Origin of the sequence: Saccharopolyspora sp. 6V, from assembly GCF_020176785.1 — a bacterium.
GTDB lineage: Bacteria > Actinomycetota > Actinomycetes > Mycobacteriales > Pseudonocardiaceae > Saccharopolyspora_C > Saccharopolyspora_C gregorii.
In genome coordinates, this window is record NZ_JAIUKB010000014.1 from 98,060 (window position 1) to 113,484 (window position 15,425).

Here is a 15,425-nt window from a genome sequence, read left to right on the forward strand (position 1 = left end):
GGGGCGGGATGATCGGAGTCGGGTCGGTGACGAGGGGGAGTGCAGGGTGATCGTCGGGACGCCGGTGGCGGGGACCTTGGCCTTGGTGGACGGCCGGTGGCACGGGTGGTCGGAGTCGCGGGACGGGTCCGCGGTGCTGACGGGATTCGAGGCGCCGGTGCCGGTGGAGCGGATCGGGTCCGTCGTCGTGGTGCAGGGCGAGCCGCCCGAGCCGGGGCGGGCGTTCCCGGCTCCGGCCGCGCACGGCGCGCCGACCGAGCCCGCGCTGCGCCCGGACGTGCGCGCGGAGCTGGGTGCGGTGCTGCGGGGCGCGGTGCCCGCGGGGGCGTGGGGCGTCGGCGTCGAGTGCACGGCGCTCGGCACCCGCTTCGAGGTCTCCGGGACCGCCACGACCGACACCGGTGAGCACACCTGGATCCCGCCGCAGGAGGTGCTGGACGCGCTGCGCCGCGCCCGGGACGTCGAGTACCGCCCGGAGTCCGGGGCGTGGACGACGGCCCGCTGCTCGGTGGCGCCGGATGGTGCGCCGGTCGTCGAGTTCGGACAGGACCGGCCCGCGGAGGTGGCTCCGCAGGACGCGTTCGACGAGCTCCGCCACTTCCCGCGCAGGCAGGCGCCGGAGTGGTTGCTGGGGCCCGCGTGGCACCACTACGAGCAGCACCGCGCGGACGCCGGGGCGGGCCCGGTGCGGATGGCGCGGCTGTTCGACGGCGCGGACGCGGAGGGCCGGCCGTTGGCGTACCGGCCGGTGCTGCCGTGGGTGGAGAAGCGGCTGCTGGTCGAGTACCTGTCGGGTGGCGCGGTGGTGCTGGCCGCCCGCAGCACGTCGGCGGACGAGGTCGACCCGAGCCGTCCGCCGGAGGTGCCGAAGCGCTTCCACACCGACGGCACCTGGGTGTGGCCGCTGTCGATGGCCTACTACCTGGACGTGCACGACATCTCCCCGGCGCGCGACTTCCTGGACCACGTCCGGGCGCGGGCGCACCGGCTGCCGGAGGTCGTCGCCGATCACGCGGTGGAGCAGGCCAAGGCGCTGGTGCTGGGGTCCGAACCGGACGCGTTCGACGCGGAGCGGACCGCGGGCGCGATCGATCTGGCGCGCCGCTTCATCGCGGCGCTGGGCGTGAGCCGCCGCTTCTACAGCTTCGCGGAACCGGTCGAGGGCGGCTGGAGCATGCTGCGCGAGGCGGACGGCTGGTGGTCGGTGTTCTGCGTGGACGGTGGCGAGGTGCGCAACAGCTCCCGCTTCCCGGAGGCGCACGCCGCGGCGGCGCACCTGATCGGCGCGGTCGCGCTCACCCGGGACTCGATGCAGCGCGAGCCGGACGAGCCGCTGGCCGAGTACGAGTGCCGGATCGTGCCGCTCGGACCGGACCGGCCGCTGTCCGCCTACGAGGACCGGCGGCACGCGATGCTCCCCGACGGGGCCGAAGTGGACCGCTTCGGCGCGCCCGACGGCAACGCGGTCTTCGTCGCGGGCACGACGCTGCCGCAGCGTTCGCTGCCGCCGGGGCGGGAGCCGGGGGAGTACCGGCGGTACCGGGTGGTGCGGGGTTTCGAGGTGCTCACCGCGGTGGCGAGGCCGGACCACGGGCAGGTCGGCGGCGGCACGGCGCACCTGCTGCCGCAGCCGGTCGGGGAGCTCGTCGCCGGCGGCTGGCTCGCGGAGGTGTGATCGGCACCTCGTGCCTGGTCGGACGCCGGCCCGCCCGAGTCGTGGGACGCCCGCCGCGCCCGCTGGCGGCTCTTGCCAGCGGCGGTAAGGTCGCGGGCAACACCACACCACTAGCTCGGTCCGCGGCGCTTCGGGGAAGATCGAGCAGGTCTTGGGGACCCCGTTTTGACCCCCTCAGAACGGGGCGGGTATCTTTGCTTATCGGACCCGAAAGCTATCGGGTCGGTCCGTATGCCCGTGCGTGAGCAGTGACCACTCCGGTGGTCGTGATCGCGGACATGGGCCGTGCGGAACTCTCCTGACAACCATCGGGTTCGTTCCTGTCGGTGCGCTCCCGCGGGCACCACCAGCGCCGCAAGGCCGGGGAGTGGGCGACACGCCCGACCTCGTGGTGCGGGGGAGTCCCAAGTAAACAGTGCCTGCCAGGTGCTCGGCGCCAGGGCACGTGCCCGGACGCCGACGTGTGCGAGCGCCGCCGGGCGAGAGCAACCACGAAGACGCGAACGCTCAAGAGAAAGCCGGTCCATGCCCACCATCCAGCAGCTGGTCCGTAAGGGCCGCCAGGACAAGGTCGCCAAGACCAAGACCGCGGCGCTCAAGGGGAGCCCGCAGCGGCGTGGCGTGTGCACCCGCGTGTACACCACCACCCCGAAGAAGCCCAACTCGGCACTGCGCAAGGTCGCTCGTGTCAAGCTCACCAGCGGCATCGAGGTCACGGCCTACATCCCGGGTGAGGGGCACAACCTCCAGGAGCACTCGATCGTGCTGGTTCGCGGCGGCCGTGTGAAGGACCTCCCCGGCGTGCGGTACAAGATCATCCGCGGGTCGGCCGACACGCAGGGTGTGAAGAACCGCAAGCAGGCTCGCAGCCGGTACGGCGCGAAGAAGGAGAAGAGCTGATGCCCCGCAAGGGTCCGGCCCCGAAGCGGCCGCTCAACGCCGATCCCGTGTACGCCTCGCCGCTGGTCACCCAGCTGGTGAACAAGGTCCTCGTCGACGGCAAGCGCTCGCTGGCCGAGAAGATCGTGTACGCGGCGCTCGAGGGCGCTCGGGAGAAGAACGGCACCGACCCGGTGGTCACGCTCAAGCGTGCGCTGGACAACGTGAAGCCGACCCTGGAGGTCCGCAGCCGCCGCGTGGGTGGCGCGACCTACCAGGTGCCGATCGAGGTCCGCGCCGGCCGCTCGACCACGCTGGCCCTGCGCTGGCTGGTCACCTACTCGCGGGCGCGCCGCGAGAAGACCATGGTCGAGCGCCTCATGAACGAACTGCTCGACGCCAGCAACGGCCTCGGCGCGAGCGTCAAGAAGCGCGAAGACACGCACAAGATGGCGGAGTCCAACAAGGCCTTCGCGCACTACCGCTGGTGACGTCGGGTCGGCTCCTGCCCGCCTCGGCACACCGATTCGACGGCTTGCATCTGCTGTAGGAACGGGGAAGAAACTCGTGGCACGCGACGTGCTGACGGACCTCACGAAGGTTCGCAACATCGGCATCATGGCCCACATCGACGCGGGCAAGACCACCACGACCGAGCGGATCCTGTACTACACCGGGATCAACCACAAGCTCGGCGAGACGCACGACGGCGCCTCGACGATGGACTGGATGGAAGAGGAGCAGAAGCGGGGTATCACGATCACCTCGGCTGCCACCACGACCTTCTGGGGCGACTACCAGATCAACATCATCGACACCCCCGGGCACGTCGACTTCACGGTCGAGGTGGAGCGCTCGCTGCGCGTCCTGGACGGCGCCGTCGCGGTCTTCGACGGCAAGGAAGGTGTCGAGCCGCAGTCCGAGCAGGTCTGGCGGCAGGCGGACAAGTACGACGTCCCGCGCATCTGCTTCGTCAACAAGATGGACAAGCTGGGCGCGGACTTCTACTTCACCGTGAAGACCATCCGCGAGCGGCTGAACGCCACTCCGCTGGTCATCCAGCTCCCGATCGGCAGCGAGTCCGACTTCGAGGGCATCGTCGACCTGGTCAGCATGAAGGCGCTGACCTGGCGCGGTGACGTCAAGAAGGGCGAGCAGTACGAGGTCGAGGAGATCCCCGCCGACCTGGCCGAGGCCGCCGCTTCCTACCGCGAGCAGCTGATCGAGGCCGTCGCCGAGACCGACGAGGCCCTCATGGAGGCCTACTTCGGCGGCGAGGAGCTGACCACCGACCAGATCAAGGCCGGCATCCGCAAGCTGACCGTCGAGCGCACCGCGTTCCCGGTCCTGTGCGGTACCGCGTTCAAGAACAAGGGCGTGCAGCCCATGCTCGACGCGGTCGTCGACTACCTGCCCGCGCCGCTGGACGTGCCGCCGGTGCAGGGCCTGCTGCTGGACGGCGAGACCGCCGCCGAGCGCAAGCCCAGCACCCAGGAGCCGTTCTCCGCGCTGGTCTCCAAGATCGCGGTGCACCCGTTCTACGGGAAGCTGACCTACATCCGGGTCTACTCCGGCAAGCTCTCCTCCGGTTCGCAGGTCATGAACTCGACCCGCGAGCGCAAGGAGCGCATCGGGAAGCTCTTCCAGATGCACTCCAACAAGGAGAACCCGGTCGACGAGGCCCAGGCCGGTCACATCTACGCGGTCGTCGGGCTCAAGGACACCACCACCGGTGACACCTTGTCCGACCCGCAGAACCCGATCGTCCTGGAGTCGATGACCTTCCCGGAGCCGGTCATCGACGTCGCGGTCGAGCCGAAGACGAAGGCCGACCAGGAGAAGCTGTCCACGGCGATCCAGAAGCTCGCCGAGGAGGACCCGACCTTCCGCGTCCACCACGACGAGGAGACCGGTCAGACGGTCCTGTCCGGCATGGGCGAGCTGCACCTGGAAGTCCTGGTCAACCGGATGAAGTCGGACTTCAAGGTCGAGGCGAACATCGGTAAGCCGCAGGTGGCCTACCGGGAGACGATTCGCAAGCCGGTCGAGAAGTACGAGTACACGCACAAGAAGCAGACCGGTGGCTCCGGGCAGTTCGCCCGCGTCATCATCGGCCTCGAGCCGATCGAGCAGACTGCGGACAGTGCGACGTACGAGTTCCAGAACAAGGTCACCGGTGGTCGCGTCCCGCGCGAGTACATCCCGTCGGTGGACCAGGGCGCGCAGGACGCCATGCAGTACGGCGTGCTGGCCGGCTACCCGCTGGTGGGCGTCAAGGTGATCTTGTTGGACGGCCAGTACCACGAGGTCGACTCCTCGGAGATGGCGTTCAAGGTCGCCGGTTCCATCGCCCTGAAGGAGGCCGCGCAGAAGGCCTCCCCGGCGATCCTCGAACCGGTGATGGCGGTCGAGGTGATCACGCCCGAGGACTACATGGGCGATGTCATCGGCGACCTCAACTCCCGCCGTGGCCAGATCCAGGCCATGGAGGAGCGCAGCGGTGCGCGCGTCGTCAAGGCGCAGGTGCCGCTGTCCGAGATGTTCGGGTATGTCGGCGACCTGCGTTCCAAGACGCAGGGCCGCGCGAACTACTCGATGGTGTTCGACTCCTACGCCGAGGTTCCCGCGAACGTGGCGAAGGAGATCATCGCGAAGGCTACGGGCGAGTAATTCCCTGTAGTTCGGCGGCGGGTGGCTCCGGCCTCCGCGGGAGGACCGGAGCCCTCCGCTGCCAAACCCGACAGGACTCCGCCTGGCACTGAATCTTCGCGCAACGCGGGGACTGGCTAGTCGTACGGCGGAAAGAGAACCAAGTCCAGGAGGACAATCCAGTGGCTAAGGCGAAGTTCGAGAGGGACAAGCCGCACGTCAACATCGGGACCATCGGTCACGTTGACCACGGCAAGACCACGCTCACCGCGGCCATCACCAAGGTGCTGCACGAGAAGTACCCGGAGCTGAACCCCTTCACGCCGTTCGACGAGATCGACAAGGCTCCCGAGGAAAAGCAGCGCGGCATCACGATCCAGATCGCGCACGTCGAGTACCAGACCGAGAAGCGTCACTACGCGCACGTCGACGCCCCCGGTCACGCCGACTACGTGAAGAACATGATCACGGGTGCCGCTCAGATGGACGGGGCGATCCTGGTCGTCGCCGCCACCGACGGTCCGATGCCGCAGACGCGTGAGCACGTGCTGCTGGCTCGCCAGGTCGGCGTGCCCTACATCCTCGTCGCGCTGAACAAGGCCGACATGGTCGACGACGAGGAGATCATGGAGCTCGTGGAGATGGAGGTGCGCGAGCTGCTCTCCGGCGAGGAGTACGACGGCGACGACGCTCCGGTCATCCGCGTCTCCGCGCTGAAGGCGCTCGAGGGCGACCCCGAGTGGTCCAACAAGATCGTCGAGCTGCTCGACGCGGTCGACGAGAACGTTCCGGACCCGGAGCGCGAGACCGACAAGCCCTTCCTGATGCCGGTCGAGGACGTCTTCTCGATCACCGGCCGCGGCACCGTGGTGACCGGTCGCATCGAGCGCGGCATCATCAAGGTCAACGAAGAGGTCGAGCTCGTCGGCATCAAGGACACCGCGCTGAAGACCACGGTCACCGGCGTCGAGATGTTCCGGAAGCTGCTGGACGAGGGCCAGGCCGGTGACAACGTCGGTCTGCTCGTGCGCGGCATCAAGCGCGAGGACGTCGAGCGCGGCATGGTGGTCGTCAAGCCGAAGACCACGACCCCGCACACCGAGTTCGAGTGCCAGGTCTACATCCGGTCGAAGGAGGACGGTGGCCGTCACACCCCGTTCTTCAACAACTACCGGCCGCAGTTCTACTTCCGCACCACCGACGTGACCGGCGTCGTGACCCTCCCCGAGGGCACCGAGATGGTCATGCCGGGTGACAACGTCGAGATGACGGTGCAGCTGATCCAGCCGATCGCGATGGACGACGGCCTCCGCTTCGCGATTCGCGAGGGTGGTCGTACGGTCGGCGCGGGTCGCGTCACCAAGATCATCAAGTGATCCACCGCGAGGGCCTGCTTCCTTCCCAGGGAGCAGGCCCTCGCTGGTTTTCGGGGTCGTGCCGCGGCGCGGACCCGGAAACCACCCCCCGATTCGGGCTGGCATCCGGCGTGTGTCATCCTGTATGGGTTGCTCGTTCGGAGCGGCCGGTTTCCCGGGTGTTCATCACCTGTCAGTGGAAGTCCCGGCCGCTCCGCCACGAGAAGCCCCGCGCCCTGGAGTTTCGGAGCAGGACCGGTTTCGGCCGGGCCTGGGCGCTGCGACGGGAGTCTTCCCGCGTCGCCGTCCGGCAGGGTGCAAAGAACTAGGTGTACGGGTCTTAGAGGGTGTCTTTCGAGAAGCTCTCGGATCCATCCCAACGGCGAAGTTCGGTGGGACCGGTCTGTGCGCAGTGGGCGACACGCCCGACCGCGTGTACCGGGCACCAGCAACCTGAACAGGGGCGGACCGAGGGCTGGGCCCTCCGTGCGGGAGTCATCCCGCCGGGAGCTCACCGGCCCAGGCCGCGACGGGCACCCGAAGCCCATGGGCGCAGGCGCCGTCGTCAGCATCGAGCTGAGGACCGCCACAGCGCCGACCACTGGCGGCACGAGACTAGAGGAACGGCAAGCCACTATGGCGGGACAGAAGATCCGCATCCGGCTCAAGGCCTACGACCACGAGGCGATCGACGCGTCCGCGCGCAAGATCGTCGAGACCGTGACGCGCACCGGCGCTCGGGTCGTCGGGCCGGTGCCGCTGCCGACGGAGAAGAACGTCTACTGCGTCATCCGCTCTCCGCACAAGTACAAGGACTCGCGGGAGCACTTCGAGATGCGGACGCACAAGCGGCTCATCGACATCCTCGAACCGACGCCGAAGACGGTGGACGCGTTGATGCGCATCGACCTGCCGGCCAGCGTCGACGTGAACATCCAGTAAGGGTCGGCCCATCTTGAGACGGCTCGTCCGCGGGCCGGCCGTAGTGCGGAGAGAACAAGACTGATGTCTGACAGGCAGATCAAGGGGATTCTGGGCACCAAGCTCGGCATGACCCAGGTCTTCGACGAGAACAACCGGGTCGTCCCGGTGACCGTCGTGCAGGCCGGGCCGAACGTGGTCACCCAGATCCGTACCCCCGACAAGGACGGCTATTCGGCCGTGCAGCTGGCGTTCGGCGCCATCGACCCCCGCAAGGTGAACAAGCCGCGCACCGGCCACTTCACCAAGGCCGGGGTCACGCCGCGCCGCCACCTCGTGGAGCTGCGCACGAACGACGCCGGTGAGTACGAAGTCGGCCAGGAGATCACCGCTGAGGTGTTCGAGTCCGGTGCGGTCGTCGACGTCGTCGGCACCAGCAAGGGCAAGGGCTTCGCCGGCACGATCAAGCGGCACGGCTTCCACCGCCAGCCGATGAGCCACGGTGCGCAGGCCGTGCACCGCAAGCCCGGCTCGATCGGTGGCTGCGCCACCCCGGGTCGTGTCTTCAAGGGCATGCGGATGGCGGGCCGGATGGGCTCCAACCGCGTGACCACCCAGAACCTCAAGGTTCACCGGGTGGAAGGCGAGTCCGGCCTGTTGCTGATCAAGGGTGCCGTTCCCGGCCCCAAGGGCGGCCTGGTTCTGGTCAAGAGCCCCGCGAAGGGTGGTGCGTGATGAGCGCGACGCTGGACGTCCGTACCCCGGACGGCGCGACCGACGGCAGCGTGACGCTGCCCGCCGAGATCTTCGACGTGCAGGCCAACGTGGCCCTGATGCACCAGGTGGTGACGGCCCAGCTGGCCGCCGCTCGCCAGGGCACGCACGCCACGAAGACTCGCGGCCAGGTCTCCGGTGGCGGCAAGAAGCCGTACCGGCAGAAGGGCACCGGTAACGCCCGCCAGGGCTCGATCCGGGCTCCCCAGTTCACCGGTGGTGGCACGGTGCACGGCCCGCAGCCGCGGGACTACACCCAGCGCACCCCCAAGAAGATGAAGGCCGCCGCGCTGCGCGGTGCGCTGTCCGACCGCGTTCGCGCCGGCCAGCTGCACGTCGTGACGCACGTGGTCGGTGGCGAGACGCCGTCGACCAAGGCCGCCAAGGCCGCGGTCCGCACCTGGACCCAGGCGAAGCGCGTGCTGGTCGTGCTGAACAACGCGGAGGAGGCCAATTCCTGGCTGAGCCTGCGGAACCTGACGAACGTGCACCTGATCACGCCGGGTCAGCTCAACACCTACGACGTGCTGGTCAACGACGACGTGGTGTTCACCAAGGCCGCGTTCGAGCGGTTCGTCGCCGGGCCTGCGCAGGTCGCCACGGCCGCGAGCGCTGAGGAGGCACAGCAGTGATCCCCGACCCGCGAGACATCATCCTGGCGCCGGTCGTCTCCGAGAAGAGCTACGGGCTCTTGGAGGAGGGCCAGTACACCTTCCTGGTTCGCCCCGGCTCGAACAAGACCGAGATCAAGATCGCCGTTGAGAAGATCTTCGATGTCAAGGTCACCAACGTGAACACGATCAACCGCAACGGCAAGCGCAAGCGCACCCGCACCGGGTACGGCAAGCGCAAGGACACGAAGCGGGCGATCGTGACGCTGTCCCCGGAGAGCAAGCCGATCGAGATCTTCGGCGGACCGGCCGCCTGACCGGCGCTGATTAGGACGAGGTTTCTACAGAGATGGGCATTCGCAAGCACAAGCCGACGACGCCGGGCCGTCGCGGCTCCAGCGTGTCCGACTTCGCCGAGATCACCCGGTCGGAGCCGGAGAAGTCGCTGGTGCGTCCGCTGCACGGTCGCGGCGGCCGCAACGCGCACGGCAAGATCACCACGCGGCACCAGGGCGGGGGCCACAAGCGGGCCTACCGCATCATCGACTTCCGCCGCAACGACAAGGACGGTGTGCCGGCCAAGGTCGCGCACATCGAGTACGACCCGAACCGCAGCGCACGCATCGCGCTGCTGCACTACCTGGATGGCGAGAAGCGCTACATCATCGCGCCGAACGGCATCGGGCAGGGCGACCGGGTCGAGAGCGGGCCGCGGGCTGACATCAAGCCCGGGAACAACCTCCCGCTGCGCAACATCCCGACCGGTACCGTGATCCACGCGATCGAGCTCCGCCCCGGTGGCGGCGCCAAGATCGCGCGTTCCGCCGGTGCCCGGGTCCAGCTGGTGGCCAAGGACGGCCCGTACGCCCAGCTGCGGATGCCTTCGGGCGAGATCCGCAACGTGGACGCGCGCTGCCGGGCCACCGTCGGCGAGGTCGGCAACTCCGAGCACTCGAACATCAACTGGGGCAAGGCAGGCCGCATGCGGTGGAAGGGCAAGCGCCCGACCGTCCGCGGTGTCGTCATGAACCCGGTCGACCACCCGCACGGTGGTGGTGAGGGCAAGACCTCCGGTGGTCGCCACCCGGTCAACCCCAAGGGCCGCCCCGAGGGTCGCACCCGCCGCAACAAGCCCAGTGACAAGCTCATCGTCCGGCGCCGTCGCACCGGCAAGAAGCGCTGAGCAGGGAGGTAGAAGCACATGCCACGCAGCCTCAAGAAGGGCCCGTTCGTGGACGACCACCTGCTCAAGAAGGTGGACGCGCTGAACGAGTCGGGCAAGAAGACCGTGATCAAGACCTGGTCCCGCCGGTCCACGATCATCCCGGACATGCTCGGCCACACCTTCGCGGTGCACGACGGTCGCAAGCACATCCCGGTGTTCATCACCGAGTCGATGGTCGGACACAAGCTGGGCGAGTTCGCGCCGACGAGGACCTTCAAGGGCCACGTCAAGGATGACCGGAAGTCGCGCCGCCGCTGAGCGGGGGCGAACCAAGAGCAAGGGGTAGCAGGATGACAGCCCGTTCCGACGACACCGCTGCGGCTGACACCCGCGCGGTGGCGCGGGCCCGCTTCGTCCGCGTGACGCCGATGAAGGCCCGTCGCGTGGTCGAGCTCATCAAGGGCCGTAGCGCCAGCGAAGCCCTGGCAGTGCTCCAGTTCGCGCCGCAGGCCGCCAGCGGTCCGGTGTCGAAGGTGCTCGCCAGTGCCGTCGCCAACGCGGAGAACAACCAGTCGCTCGACCCCGACACCCTGTGGGTGCACCGGGCGTACGTGGACGAGGGACCGACGCTGAAGCGGTTCCAGCCCCGTGCCCAGGGCCGTGCGTACCGGATTCGCAAGCGGACCGCGCACATCACCATCGAGGTGGAGTCGCGGCCGAAGGCGGCCGGTAAGACGAAGAGCCAGAAGGGGAGTGCCCGGTAGTGGGTCAGAAGATCAACCCGCACGGCTTCCGACTCGGCATCACCACGGACTGGAAGTCCCGGTGGTACGCCGACAAGCAGTATGCGGAATACGTTGCGGAGGACGTCAAGATCCGCCGTCGGCTCTCTCGCGGTATGGAGCGCGCAGGGATCTCCAAGGTGGAGATCGAGCGCACCCGCGAGCGGGTCCGGGTGGACATTCACACCGCCCGGCCGGGCATCGTCATCGGCCGTCGCGGTGCCGAGGCGGACCGCATCCGCGGTTCGCTGGAGAAGCTGACCGGCAAGCAGGTCCAGCTCAACATCCTCGAGGTCAAGAACTCCGAGGCCGACGCGCAGCTCGTCGCGCAGGGCGTGGCCGAGCAGCTGTCCAACCGCGTGTCCTTCCGGCGCGCGATGCGCAAGGCCATCCAGTCGGCCATGCGCTCGCCGCAGGTCAAGGGCATCCGGGTGCAGTGCGGTGGGCGGCTGGGCGGGGCCGAGATGTCCCGTTCCGAGTTCTACCGCGAGGGTCGCGTCCCGCTGCACACGCTGCGCGCGGACATCGACTACGGCTTCTTCGAGGCCCGCACCACGTTCGGTCGCATCGGCGTCAAGGTGTGGATCTACAAGGGCGAGCTGGTCGGCGGCCTGAAGCAGAAGCAGGAGCAGTCCGAGGTGCGCGCGCCTCGCGGCGAGGGTGGCGGCCGCGGTGAGCGCGGCGGCCGTTCCGAGCGCGGTGGCCGCCGTCGCTCCGGCGCTTCCGGCACCACCGGTGCCGGCGGCACCGAGGCCGGCCGCGCCGCAGCCAAGGGCGGTACGGCGGAGAGCCCGGAGCAGGCGCAGACCGCGGGCGACGCGGCGACCGCCAACGCCCCGGCCGTGGCCGAGCCGCAGGCCGATCAGAAGACGGAGGGCTGAGCAGTGCTGGTCCCACGCAGGGTGAAGTGGCGCAAGAGCCACGCACCGAAGCGCAAGGGCTTCGCCAAGGGCGGCACCCGCATCAACTTCGGCGAATACGGCATCCAGGCGATCGAGCACGGCTACGTGACCAACCGGCAGATCGAGTCGGCTCGTATCGCCATCACCCGGCACGTCAAGCGTGGCGGCAAGGTCTGGATCAACATCTTCCCGGACCGCCCGCTGACGAAGAAGCCGGCCGAGACCCGGCAGGGTTCCGGTAAGGGTTCGCCCGAGTCCTGGGTCGCGAACGTCAAGCCCGGCCGCGTCATGTTCGAGCTGAACTTCCCGAACAAGAAGACGGCTGTGGAGGCGTTGACCCGTGCGGCGCACAAGCTGCCGATGAAGTGCAAGATCGTGTCCCGCGAGGGTGGTGACTTCTGATGGCGGCTGGTGTCACCGCTGGTGAGCTCCGGGAGCTGGGCGACGAGGAATTGCTGGCCCGCGTCCGGGAGTCGAAGGAAGAGCTGTTCAACCTTCGGTTCCAGATGGCGACCGGGCAGTTGGAGAACAACCGCCGGTTGCGCGTGGTCCGCAGGGACATCGCCCGGATCTACACCATCATGCGCGAGCGCGAGCTCGGCCTGACGGTGTCCCCTGACGCGACCGAGGAGGGCGCGGCATGAGCAGCCAGGCAGAAGGACAGAGCGTGGCGCGGAACTACCGCAAAACCCGCGAGGGCTACGTCGTCTCGGACAAGATGGACAAGACGATCGTGGTCTCCCTCGAGGACCGCAAGAAGCACGCTCTCTACGGCAAGGTCATGCGCCAGACCACCAAGGTCAAGGCGCACGACGAGGCCAACACGGCCGGGATCGGCGACCGCGTTCTCCTGATGGAGACCCGGCCGCTGTCCGCGACGAAGCGCTGGCGCCTCGTCGAGGTCGTGGAACGGGCCAAGTAAGGACATCGGAAGCGGGCCGGTCGCCGGTATGTCGGCGCCCGGCCCTCTTCGGGTGATGACCGCGCGCGTCAGGTCGGAAATTTGGCGCGCCAGAGTGTGTCCGCGCGCAGGGTGCGGGCACTTAGGGTCAGGAGTCAGACGTGATCCAGCAGGAGTCGCGACTTCGCGTCGCTGACAACACTGGGGCCAAGGAGATCCTCACGATCCGCGTCCTCGGTGGTTCCGGCCGGCGCTACGCGGGTATCGGTGACGTCATCGTCGCCACCGTGAAGGAAGCCATTCCGGGTGCCGGTGTGAAGAAGGGCGATGTGGTCAAGGCCGTCATCGTCCGCCAGAAGAAGGAGAAGCGCCGCGCGGATGGCTCGTACATCCGGTTCGACGAGAACGCCGCGGTGCTGATCAAGCCGGACGGTGGTCCGCGCGGGACCCGCATCTTCGGCCCCGTCGGCCGCGAGCTGCGCGACAAGAAGTACATGAAGATCATTTCGCTCGCGCCGGAGGTGCTGTGATGAAGATCAAGAAGGGCGACACGGTCGTCGTGATCTCCGGCAAGGACAAGGGTGCCCGGGGCAAGGTCATCGCGGCCTACCCGCAGCGCGAGCGCGTCCTCGTCGAGGGCGTCAACCGGATCAAGAAGCACACCAAGGTCTCCCGGACCGAACGCGGTGCGCAGTCCGGCGGCATCGTCACCCAGGAAGCGGCCATCCACGTGAGCAACGTGATGGTGGTCGACTCCGACGGCAACCCCACTCGCGTGGGCTACCGGATCGGCGAGGACGGCAAGAAGGTCCGCGTCTCTCGCCGCAACGGGAAGGACATCTGATCATGACTACCGCAGAGAAGATCGTCCCCCGGCTCAAGACCCGGTACCGCGACGAGATCCGCCCGGCCCTGCAGCAGGAGTTCGAGTACGCGAACCCCATGCTGGTGCCCGGCGTCGTCAAGGTCGTCGTCAACATGGGTGTCGGCGACGCCGCCCGGGACAGCAAGCTCATCGAAGGCGCGGTCCGCGACCTGACCATCATCACCGGTCAGCGCCCCGAGATCCGCCGGGCCCGCAAGTCCATCGCTCAGTTCAAGCTGCGCGAAGGCATGCCGATCGGTGCGCGCGTCACGCTGCGCGGCGACCGCATGTGGGAGTTCGTCGACCGCCTGGTCACCATCGCGCTGCCGCGCATCCGTGACTTCCGCGGCCTGTCGCCGAAGCAGTTCGACGGCAACGGCAACTACACCTTCGGGCTCAACGAGCAGTCGATGTTCCACGAGATCGACCCCGACTCGATCGACCGTCCTCGCGGTATGGACATCACCGTGGTGACCACGGCCACCACCAATGAGGAAGGCCGGCGGCTGCTGCGCCACCTGGGCTTCCCGTTCAAGGAGCAGTGATGTCGGGTATCGCTGGGCGTCGAAACAAGGAGAACTGAGCCGATGGCCAAGAAGGCGCTGATCAACAAGGCCGCCCGCAAGCCCAAGTTCAAGGTGCGCGGCTACACCCGCTGCCAGCGTTGCGGGCGTCCGCGGTCGGTCTTCCGCAAGTTCGGCCTGTGCCGCGTGTGCTTCCGCGAGATGGCGCACGCCGGCGAGCTGCCGGGCGTGAGCAAGTCTTCCTGGTGAGTGCCCGCCCGCTGAGCGCCACCCGGTGACGGGTACGCTCGGCGGGCACCACCAGGTCTTTTGCCCGCTTCGGCGGGCTGGCGCGCGTGCGCGCCGCTGACATGAGCCTGCCGATCGAGCAGGCGTGATCCGACTTCGCCTAGGCCAGGATCCAGACCTCCCGCAGCGCGGGGCGCGTCCGGGTCCGTCGGAACCGGGTGAGAAAGGTGGACCAGGTCACCATGACGATGACCGATCCCATCGCAGACATGCTGACGCGTCTGCGGAATGGAAGCTCGGCTTATCACGACGAGGTCGTGATGCCGCATTCGAAGCTCAAGGCGAACATCGCCGAGATCCTCAAGCGCGAGGGTTACGTGACGGGTTCCCGTGCCGAGCAGGGCGAGAAGGGCCAGAACCTGGTCGTCGAGCTCAAGTACGGCCCGAACCGGGAGCGCAGCATCGCCGGCCTGCGACGGGTCTCGAAGCCCGGCCTGCGGGTCTACGCGAAGTCCACCAACCTGCCGAAGGTTCTCGGCGGACTGGGCATCGCGATCATTTCCACGTCGGGTGGTCTGGTGACCGACCGGCAGGCCATCAAGCAAGGCGTGGGCGGGGAAGTCCTCGCCTACGTTTGGTAAGGGAGGAGGAGCATGTCGCGCATCGGGAAGCTTCCGATCACCGTGCCCTCCGGCGTCGAGGTCACCATCGACGGGCAGGCGGTGACGGTCAAGGGGCCGAAGGGCACCCTGGAACAGAACATCGCCGAGCCCATCATCGTCGAGAAGGATGACGACGGGTCGGTCCTGGTCAAGCGGCCGGACGATGAGCGGGAGAGCCGCTCGCTGCACGGTCTTTCGCGCAGCCTGGTCAACAACATGGTGCTCGGCGTCAGCCAGGGCTACCAGAAGAACCTCGAGATCCACGGCGTGGGTTACCGCGTGCTGCTCAAGGGATCGAACCTCGAGTTCTCCCTGGGCTACAGCCACCCCATCGTGATCGAGCCGCCGCAGGGCATCGAGTTCGCGGTCGACGGCGCGACCAAGCTGTCGGTCAAGGGCATCGACAAGCAGCTGGTCGGCGAGGTCGCAGCCAGGATCCGCAAGCTGCGCCGCCCCGACCCGTACAAGGGCAAGGGCGTCCGGTACGCCGGCGAGACCATCCGCCGCAAGGTCGGAAAGACGGGTAAGTGAC

22 protein-coding genes are annotated in these 15,425 nt (G+C 68.2%); all 22 read left to right on the top strand.

Features of this window, described 5'->3' with window-relative positions:
• Nucleotides 1-46 precede the first annotated feature (46 nt).
• The gene (locus tag LCD35_RS30375; RefSeq protein ID WP_224967138.1) at nt 47-1,675 is read left to right on the top strand and encodes a TNT domain-containing protein; all 1,629 of its coding nucleotides are present in this window, start codon (nt 47-49) and stop codon (nt 1,673-1,675) included.
• Between the two features lie 525 nt (nt 1,676-2,200).
• Nucleotides 2,201-2,575, top strand: a complete 375-nt coding sequence (gene rpsL / locus LCD35_RS02940) for a 30S ribosomal protein S12 (protein ID WP_009948619.1) — start codon at nt 2,201-2,203, stop codon at nt 2,573-2,575.
• Nucleotides 2,575-3,045 (top strand): 30S ribosomal protein S7, encoded by a 471-nt coding sequence (gene rpsG / locus LCD35_RS02945; protein ID WP_224956671.1) that lies wholly within the window; start codon nt 2,575-2,577, stop codon nt 3,043-3,045. Before rpsL ends, rpsG begins: the two co-directional genes overlap by 1 nt.
• A gap of 76 nt (nt 3,046-3,121) precedes the next feature.
• Nucleotides 3,122-5,224 carry an elongation factor G gene (gene fusA / locus LCD35_RS02950; RefSeq protein WP_224956670.1) on the top strand — a complete coding sequence of 701 codons (2,103 nt, stop codon included), beginning with the start codon at nt 3,122-3,124 and terminating at the stop codon, nt 5,222-5,224.
• Nucleotides 5,225-5,385: 161 nt separating this feature from the next.
• Nucleotides 5,386-6,579: an elongation factor Tu gene (gene tuf / locus LCD35_RS02955; protein WP_224956669.1), complete on the top strand. Its 1,194-nt coding sequence runs from the start codon at nt 5,386-5,388 to the stop codon at nt 6,577-6,579.
• 615 nt (nt 6,580-7,194) lie between these two features.
• Nucleotides 7,195-7,500 carry a 30S ribosomal protein S10 gene (rpsJ, locus tag LCD35_RS02960; RefSeq protein WP_009948626.1) on the top strand — a complete coding sequence of 102 codons (306 nt, stop codon included), beginning with the start codon at nt 7,195-7,197 and terminating at the stop codon, nt 7,498-7,500.
• A gap of 63 nt (nt 7,501-7,563) precedes the next feature.
• A complete protein-coding gene (rplC, locus tag LCD35_RS02965) occupies nt 7,564-8,214 on the top strand; it encodes a 50S ribosomal protein L3 (RefSeq protein WP_224956667.1) in 651 nt (216 codons plus the stop codon).
• The gene (rplD, locus tag LCD35_RS02970) at nt 8,214-8,885 is read left to right on the top strand and encodes a 50S ribosomal protein L4 (RefSeq protein ID WP_224956665.1); all 672 of its coding nucleotides are present in this window, start codon (nt 8,214-8,216) and stop codon (nt 8,883-8,885) included. Before rplC ends, rplD begins: the two co-directional genes overlap by 1 nt.
• Nucleotides 8,882-9,181, top strand: coding sequence for a 50S ribosomal protein L23 (rplW, locus tag LCD35_RS02975; RefSeq protein WP_224956664.1), 300 nt, complete (start codon nt 8,882-8,884; stop codon nt 9,179-9,181). The genes rplD and rplW overlap by 4 nt, the downstream gene beginning before the upstream one ends.
• 32 nt (nt 9,182-9,213) lie before the next feature.
• On the top strand, nt 9,214-10,047 hold the full coding sequence (rplB, locus tag LCD35_RS02980) for a 50S ribosomal protein L2 (RefSeq protein ID WP_224956663.1): 834 nt from the start codon (nt 9,214-9,216) through the stop codon (nt 10,045-10,047).
• Between the two features lie 18 nt (nt 10,048-10,065).
• Entirely contained in the window at nt 10,066-10,347 is a 282-nt protein-coding gene (gene rpsS / locus LCD35_RS02985) for a 30S ribosomal protein S19 (RefSeq protein ID WP_224956662.1), read from the top strand.
• Between the two features lie 32 nt (nt 10,348-10,379).
• Nucleotides 10,380-10,793 carry a 50S ribosomal protein L22 gene (gene rplV, locus LCD35_RS02990; RefSeq protein WP_224956661.1) on the top strand — a complete coding sequence of 138 codons (414 nt, stop codon included), beginning with the start codon at nt 10,380-10,382 and terminating at the stop codon, nt 10,791-10,793.
• Nucleotides 10,793-11,692 carry a 30S ribosomal protein S3 gene (gene rpsC, locus LCD35_RS02995; protein WP_224956660.1) on the top strand — a complete coding sequence of 300 codons (900 nt, stop codon included), beginning with the start codon at nt 10,793-10,795 and terminating at the stop codon, nt 11,690-11,692. Before rplV ends, rpsC begins: the two co-directional genes overlap by 1 nt.
• Before the next feature lie 3 nt (nt 11,693-11,695).
• On the top strand, nt 11,696-12,115 hold the full coding sequence (gene rplP, locus LCD35_RS03000) for a 50S ribosomal protein L16 (protein WP_224956659.1): 420 nt from the start codon (nt 11,696-11,698) through the stop codon (nt 12,113-12,115).
• The gene (gene rpmC, locus LCD35_RS03005; protein ID WP_224956657.1) at nt 12,115-12,357 is read left to right on the top strand and encodes a 50S ribosomal protein L29; all 243 of its coding nucleotides are present in this window, start codon (nt 12,115-12,117) and stop codon (nt 12,355-12,357) included. Before rplP ends, rpmC begins: the two co-directional genes overlap by 1 nt.
• Nucleotides 12,354-12,635, top strand: a complete 282-nt coding sequence (rpsQ, locus tag LCD35_RS03010) for a 30S ribosomal protein S17 (protein ID WP_224956655.1) — start codon at nt 12,354-12,356, stop codon at nt 12,633-12,635. Before rpmC ends, rpsQ begins: the two co-directional genes overlap by 4 nt.
• Before the next feature lie 140 nt (nt 12,636-12,775).
• Nucleotides 12,776-13,144, top strand: a complete 369-nt coding sequence (gene rplN / locus LCD35_RS03015) for a 50S ribosomal protein L14 (RefSeq protein WP_224956653.1) — start codon at nt 12,776-12,778, stop codon at nt 13,142-13,144.
• Nucleotides 13,144-13,458, top strand: coding sequence for a 50S ribosomal protein L24 (gene rplX / locus LCD35_RS03020; protein ID WP_224956651.1), 315 nt, complete (start codon nt 13,144-13,146; stop codon nt 13,456-13,458). Before rplN ends, rplX begins: the two co-directional genes overlap by 1 nt.
• A 2-nt stretch (nt 13,459-13,460) precedes the next feature.
• Nucleotides 13,461-14,024, top strand: coding sequence for a 50S ribosomal protein L5 (gene rplE / locus LCD35_RS03025; protein ID WP_224956649.1), 564 nt, complete (start codon nt 13,461-13,463; stop codon nt 14,022-14,024).
• A 42-nt stretch (nt 14,025-14,066) separates the two neighbouring features.
• Complete coding sequence (locus LCD35_RS03030; RefSeq protein ID WP_184476381.1) at nt 14,067-14,252, top strand: type Z 30S ribosomal protein S14; 186 nt, start codon at nt 14,067-14,069, stop codon at nt 14,250-14,252.
• 221 nt (nt 14,253-14,473) lie between these two features.
• Nucleotides 14,474-14,872, top strand: a complete 399-nt coding sequence (rpsH, locus tag LCD35_RS03035) for a 30S ribosomal protein S8 (RefSeq protein ID WP_184476384.1) — start codon at nt 14,474-14,476, stop codon at nt 14,870-14,872.
• Nucleotides 14,873-14,884: 12 nt separating this feature from the next.
• Nucleotides 14,885-15,424, top strand: coding sequence for a 50S ribosomal protein L6 (gene rplF, locus LCD35_RS03040; protein WP_224956647.1), 540 nt, complete (start codon nt 14,885-14,887; stop codon nt 15,422-15,424).
• Nucleotide 15,425: the final 1 nt, after the last annotated feature.

Bases quoted from the DNA above. Each gene is read 5' to 3' on its own strand.
- rpsH (WP_184476384.1), top strand. From the start codon at position 14,474: ATGACGATGACCGATCCCATCGCAGACATGCTGACGCGTCTGCGGAAT.
- rplF (WP_224956647.1), top strand. From the start codon at position 14,885: ATGTCGCGCATCGGGAAGCTTCCGATCACCGTGCCCTCCGGCGTCGAG.
- rpmC (WP_224956657.1), top strand. From the start codon at position 12,115: ATGGCGGCTGGTGTCACCGCTGGTGAGCTCCGGGAGCTGGGCGACGAG.
- rplC (WP_224956667.1), top strand. From the start codon at position 7,564: ATGTCTGACAGGCAGATCAAGGGGATTCTGGGCACCAAGCTCGGCATG.
- rpsG (WP_224956671.1), top strand. From the start codon at position 2,575: ATGCCCCGCAAGGGTCCGGCCCCGAAGCGGCCGCTCAACGCCGATCCC.
- LCD35_RS03030 (WP_184476381.1), top strand. From the start codon at position 14,067: ATGGCCAAGAAGGCGCTGATCAACAAGGCCGCCCGCAAGCCCAAGTTC.
- rpsQ (WP_224956655.1), top strand. From the start codon at position 12,354: ATGAGCAGCCAGGCAGAAGGACAGAGCGTGGCGCGGAACTACCGCAAA.
- rplE (WP_224956649.1), top strand. From the start codon at position 13,461: ATGACTACCGCAGAGAAGATCGTCCCCCGGCTCAAGACCCGGTACCGC.
- rplB (WP_224956663.1), top strand. From the start codon at position 9,214: ATGGGCATTCGCAAGCACAAGCCGACGACGCCGGGCCGTCGCGGCTCC.
- rplX (WP_224956651.1), top strand. From the start codon at position 13,144: ATGAAGATCAAGAAGGGCGACACGGTCGTCGTGATCTCCGGCAAGGAC.
- rplV (WP_224956661.1), top strand. From the start codon at position 10,380: ATGACAGCCCGTTCCGACGACACCGCTGCGGCTGACACCCGCGCGGTG.
- rpsJ (WP_009948626.1), top strand. From the start codon at position 7,195: ATGGCGGGACAGAAGATCCGCATCCGGCTCAAGGCCTACGACCACGAG.
- rpsL (WP_009948619.1), top strand. From the start codon at position 2,201: ATGCCCACCATCCAGCAGCTGGTCCGTAAGGGCCGCCAGGACAAGGTC.
- rpsS (WP_224956662.1), top strand. From the start codon at position 10,066: ATGCCACGCAGCCTCAAGAAGGGCCCGTTCGTGGACGACCACCTGCTC.
- rplD (WP_224956665.1), top strand. From the start codon at position 8,214: ATGAGCGCGACGCTGGACGTCCGTACCCCGGACGGCGCGACCGACGGC.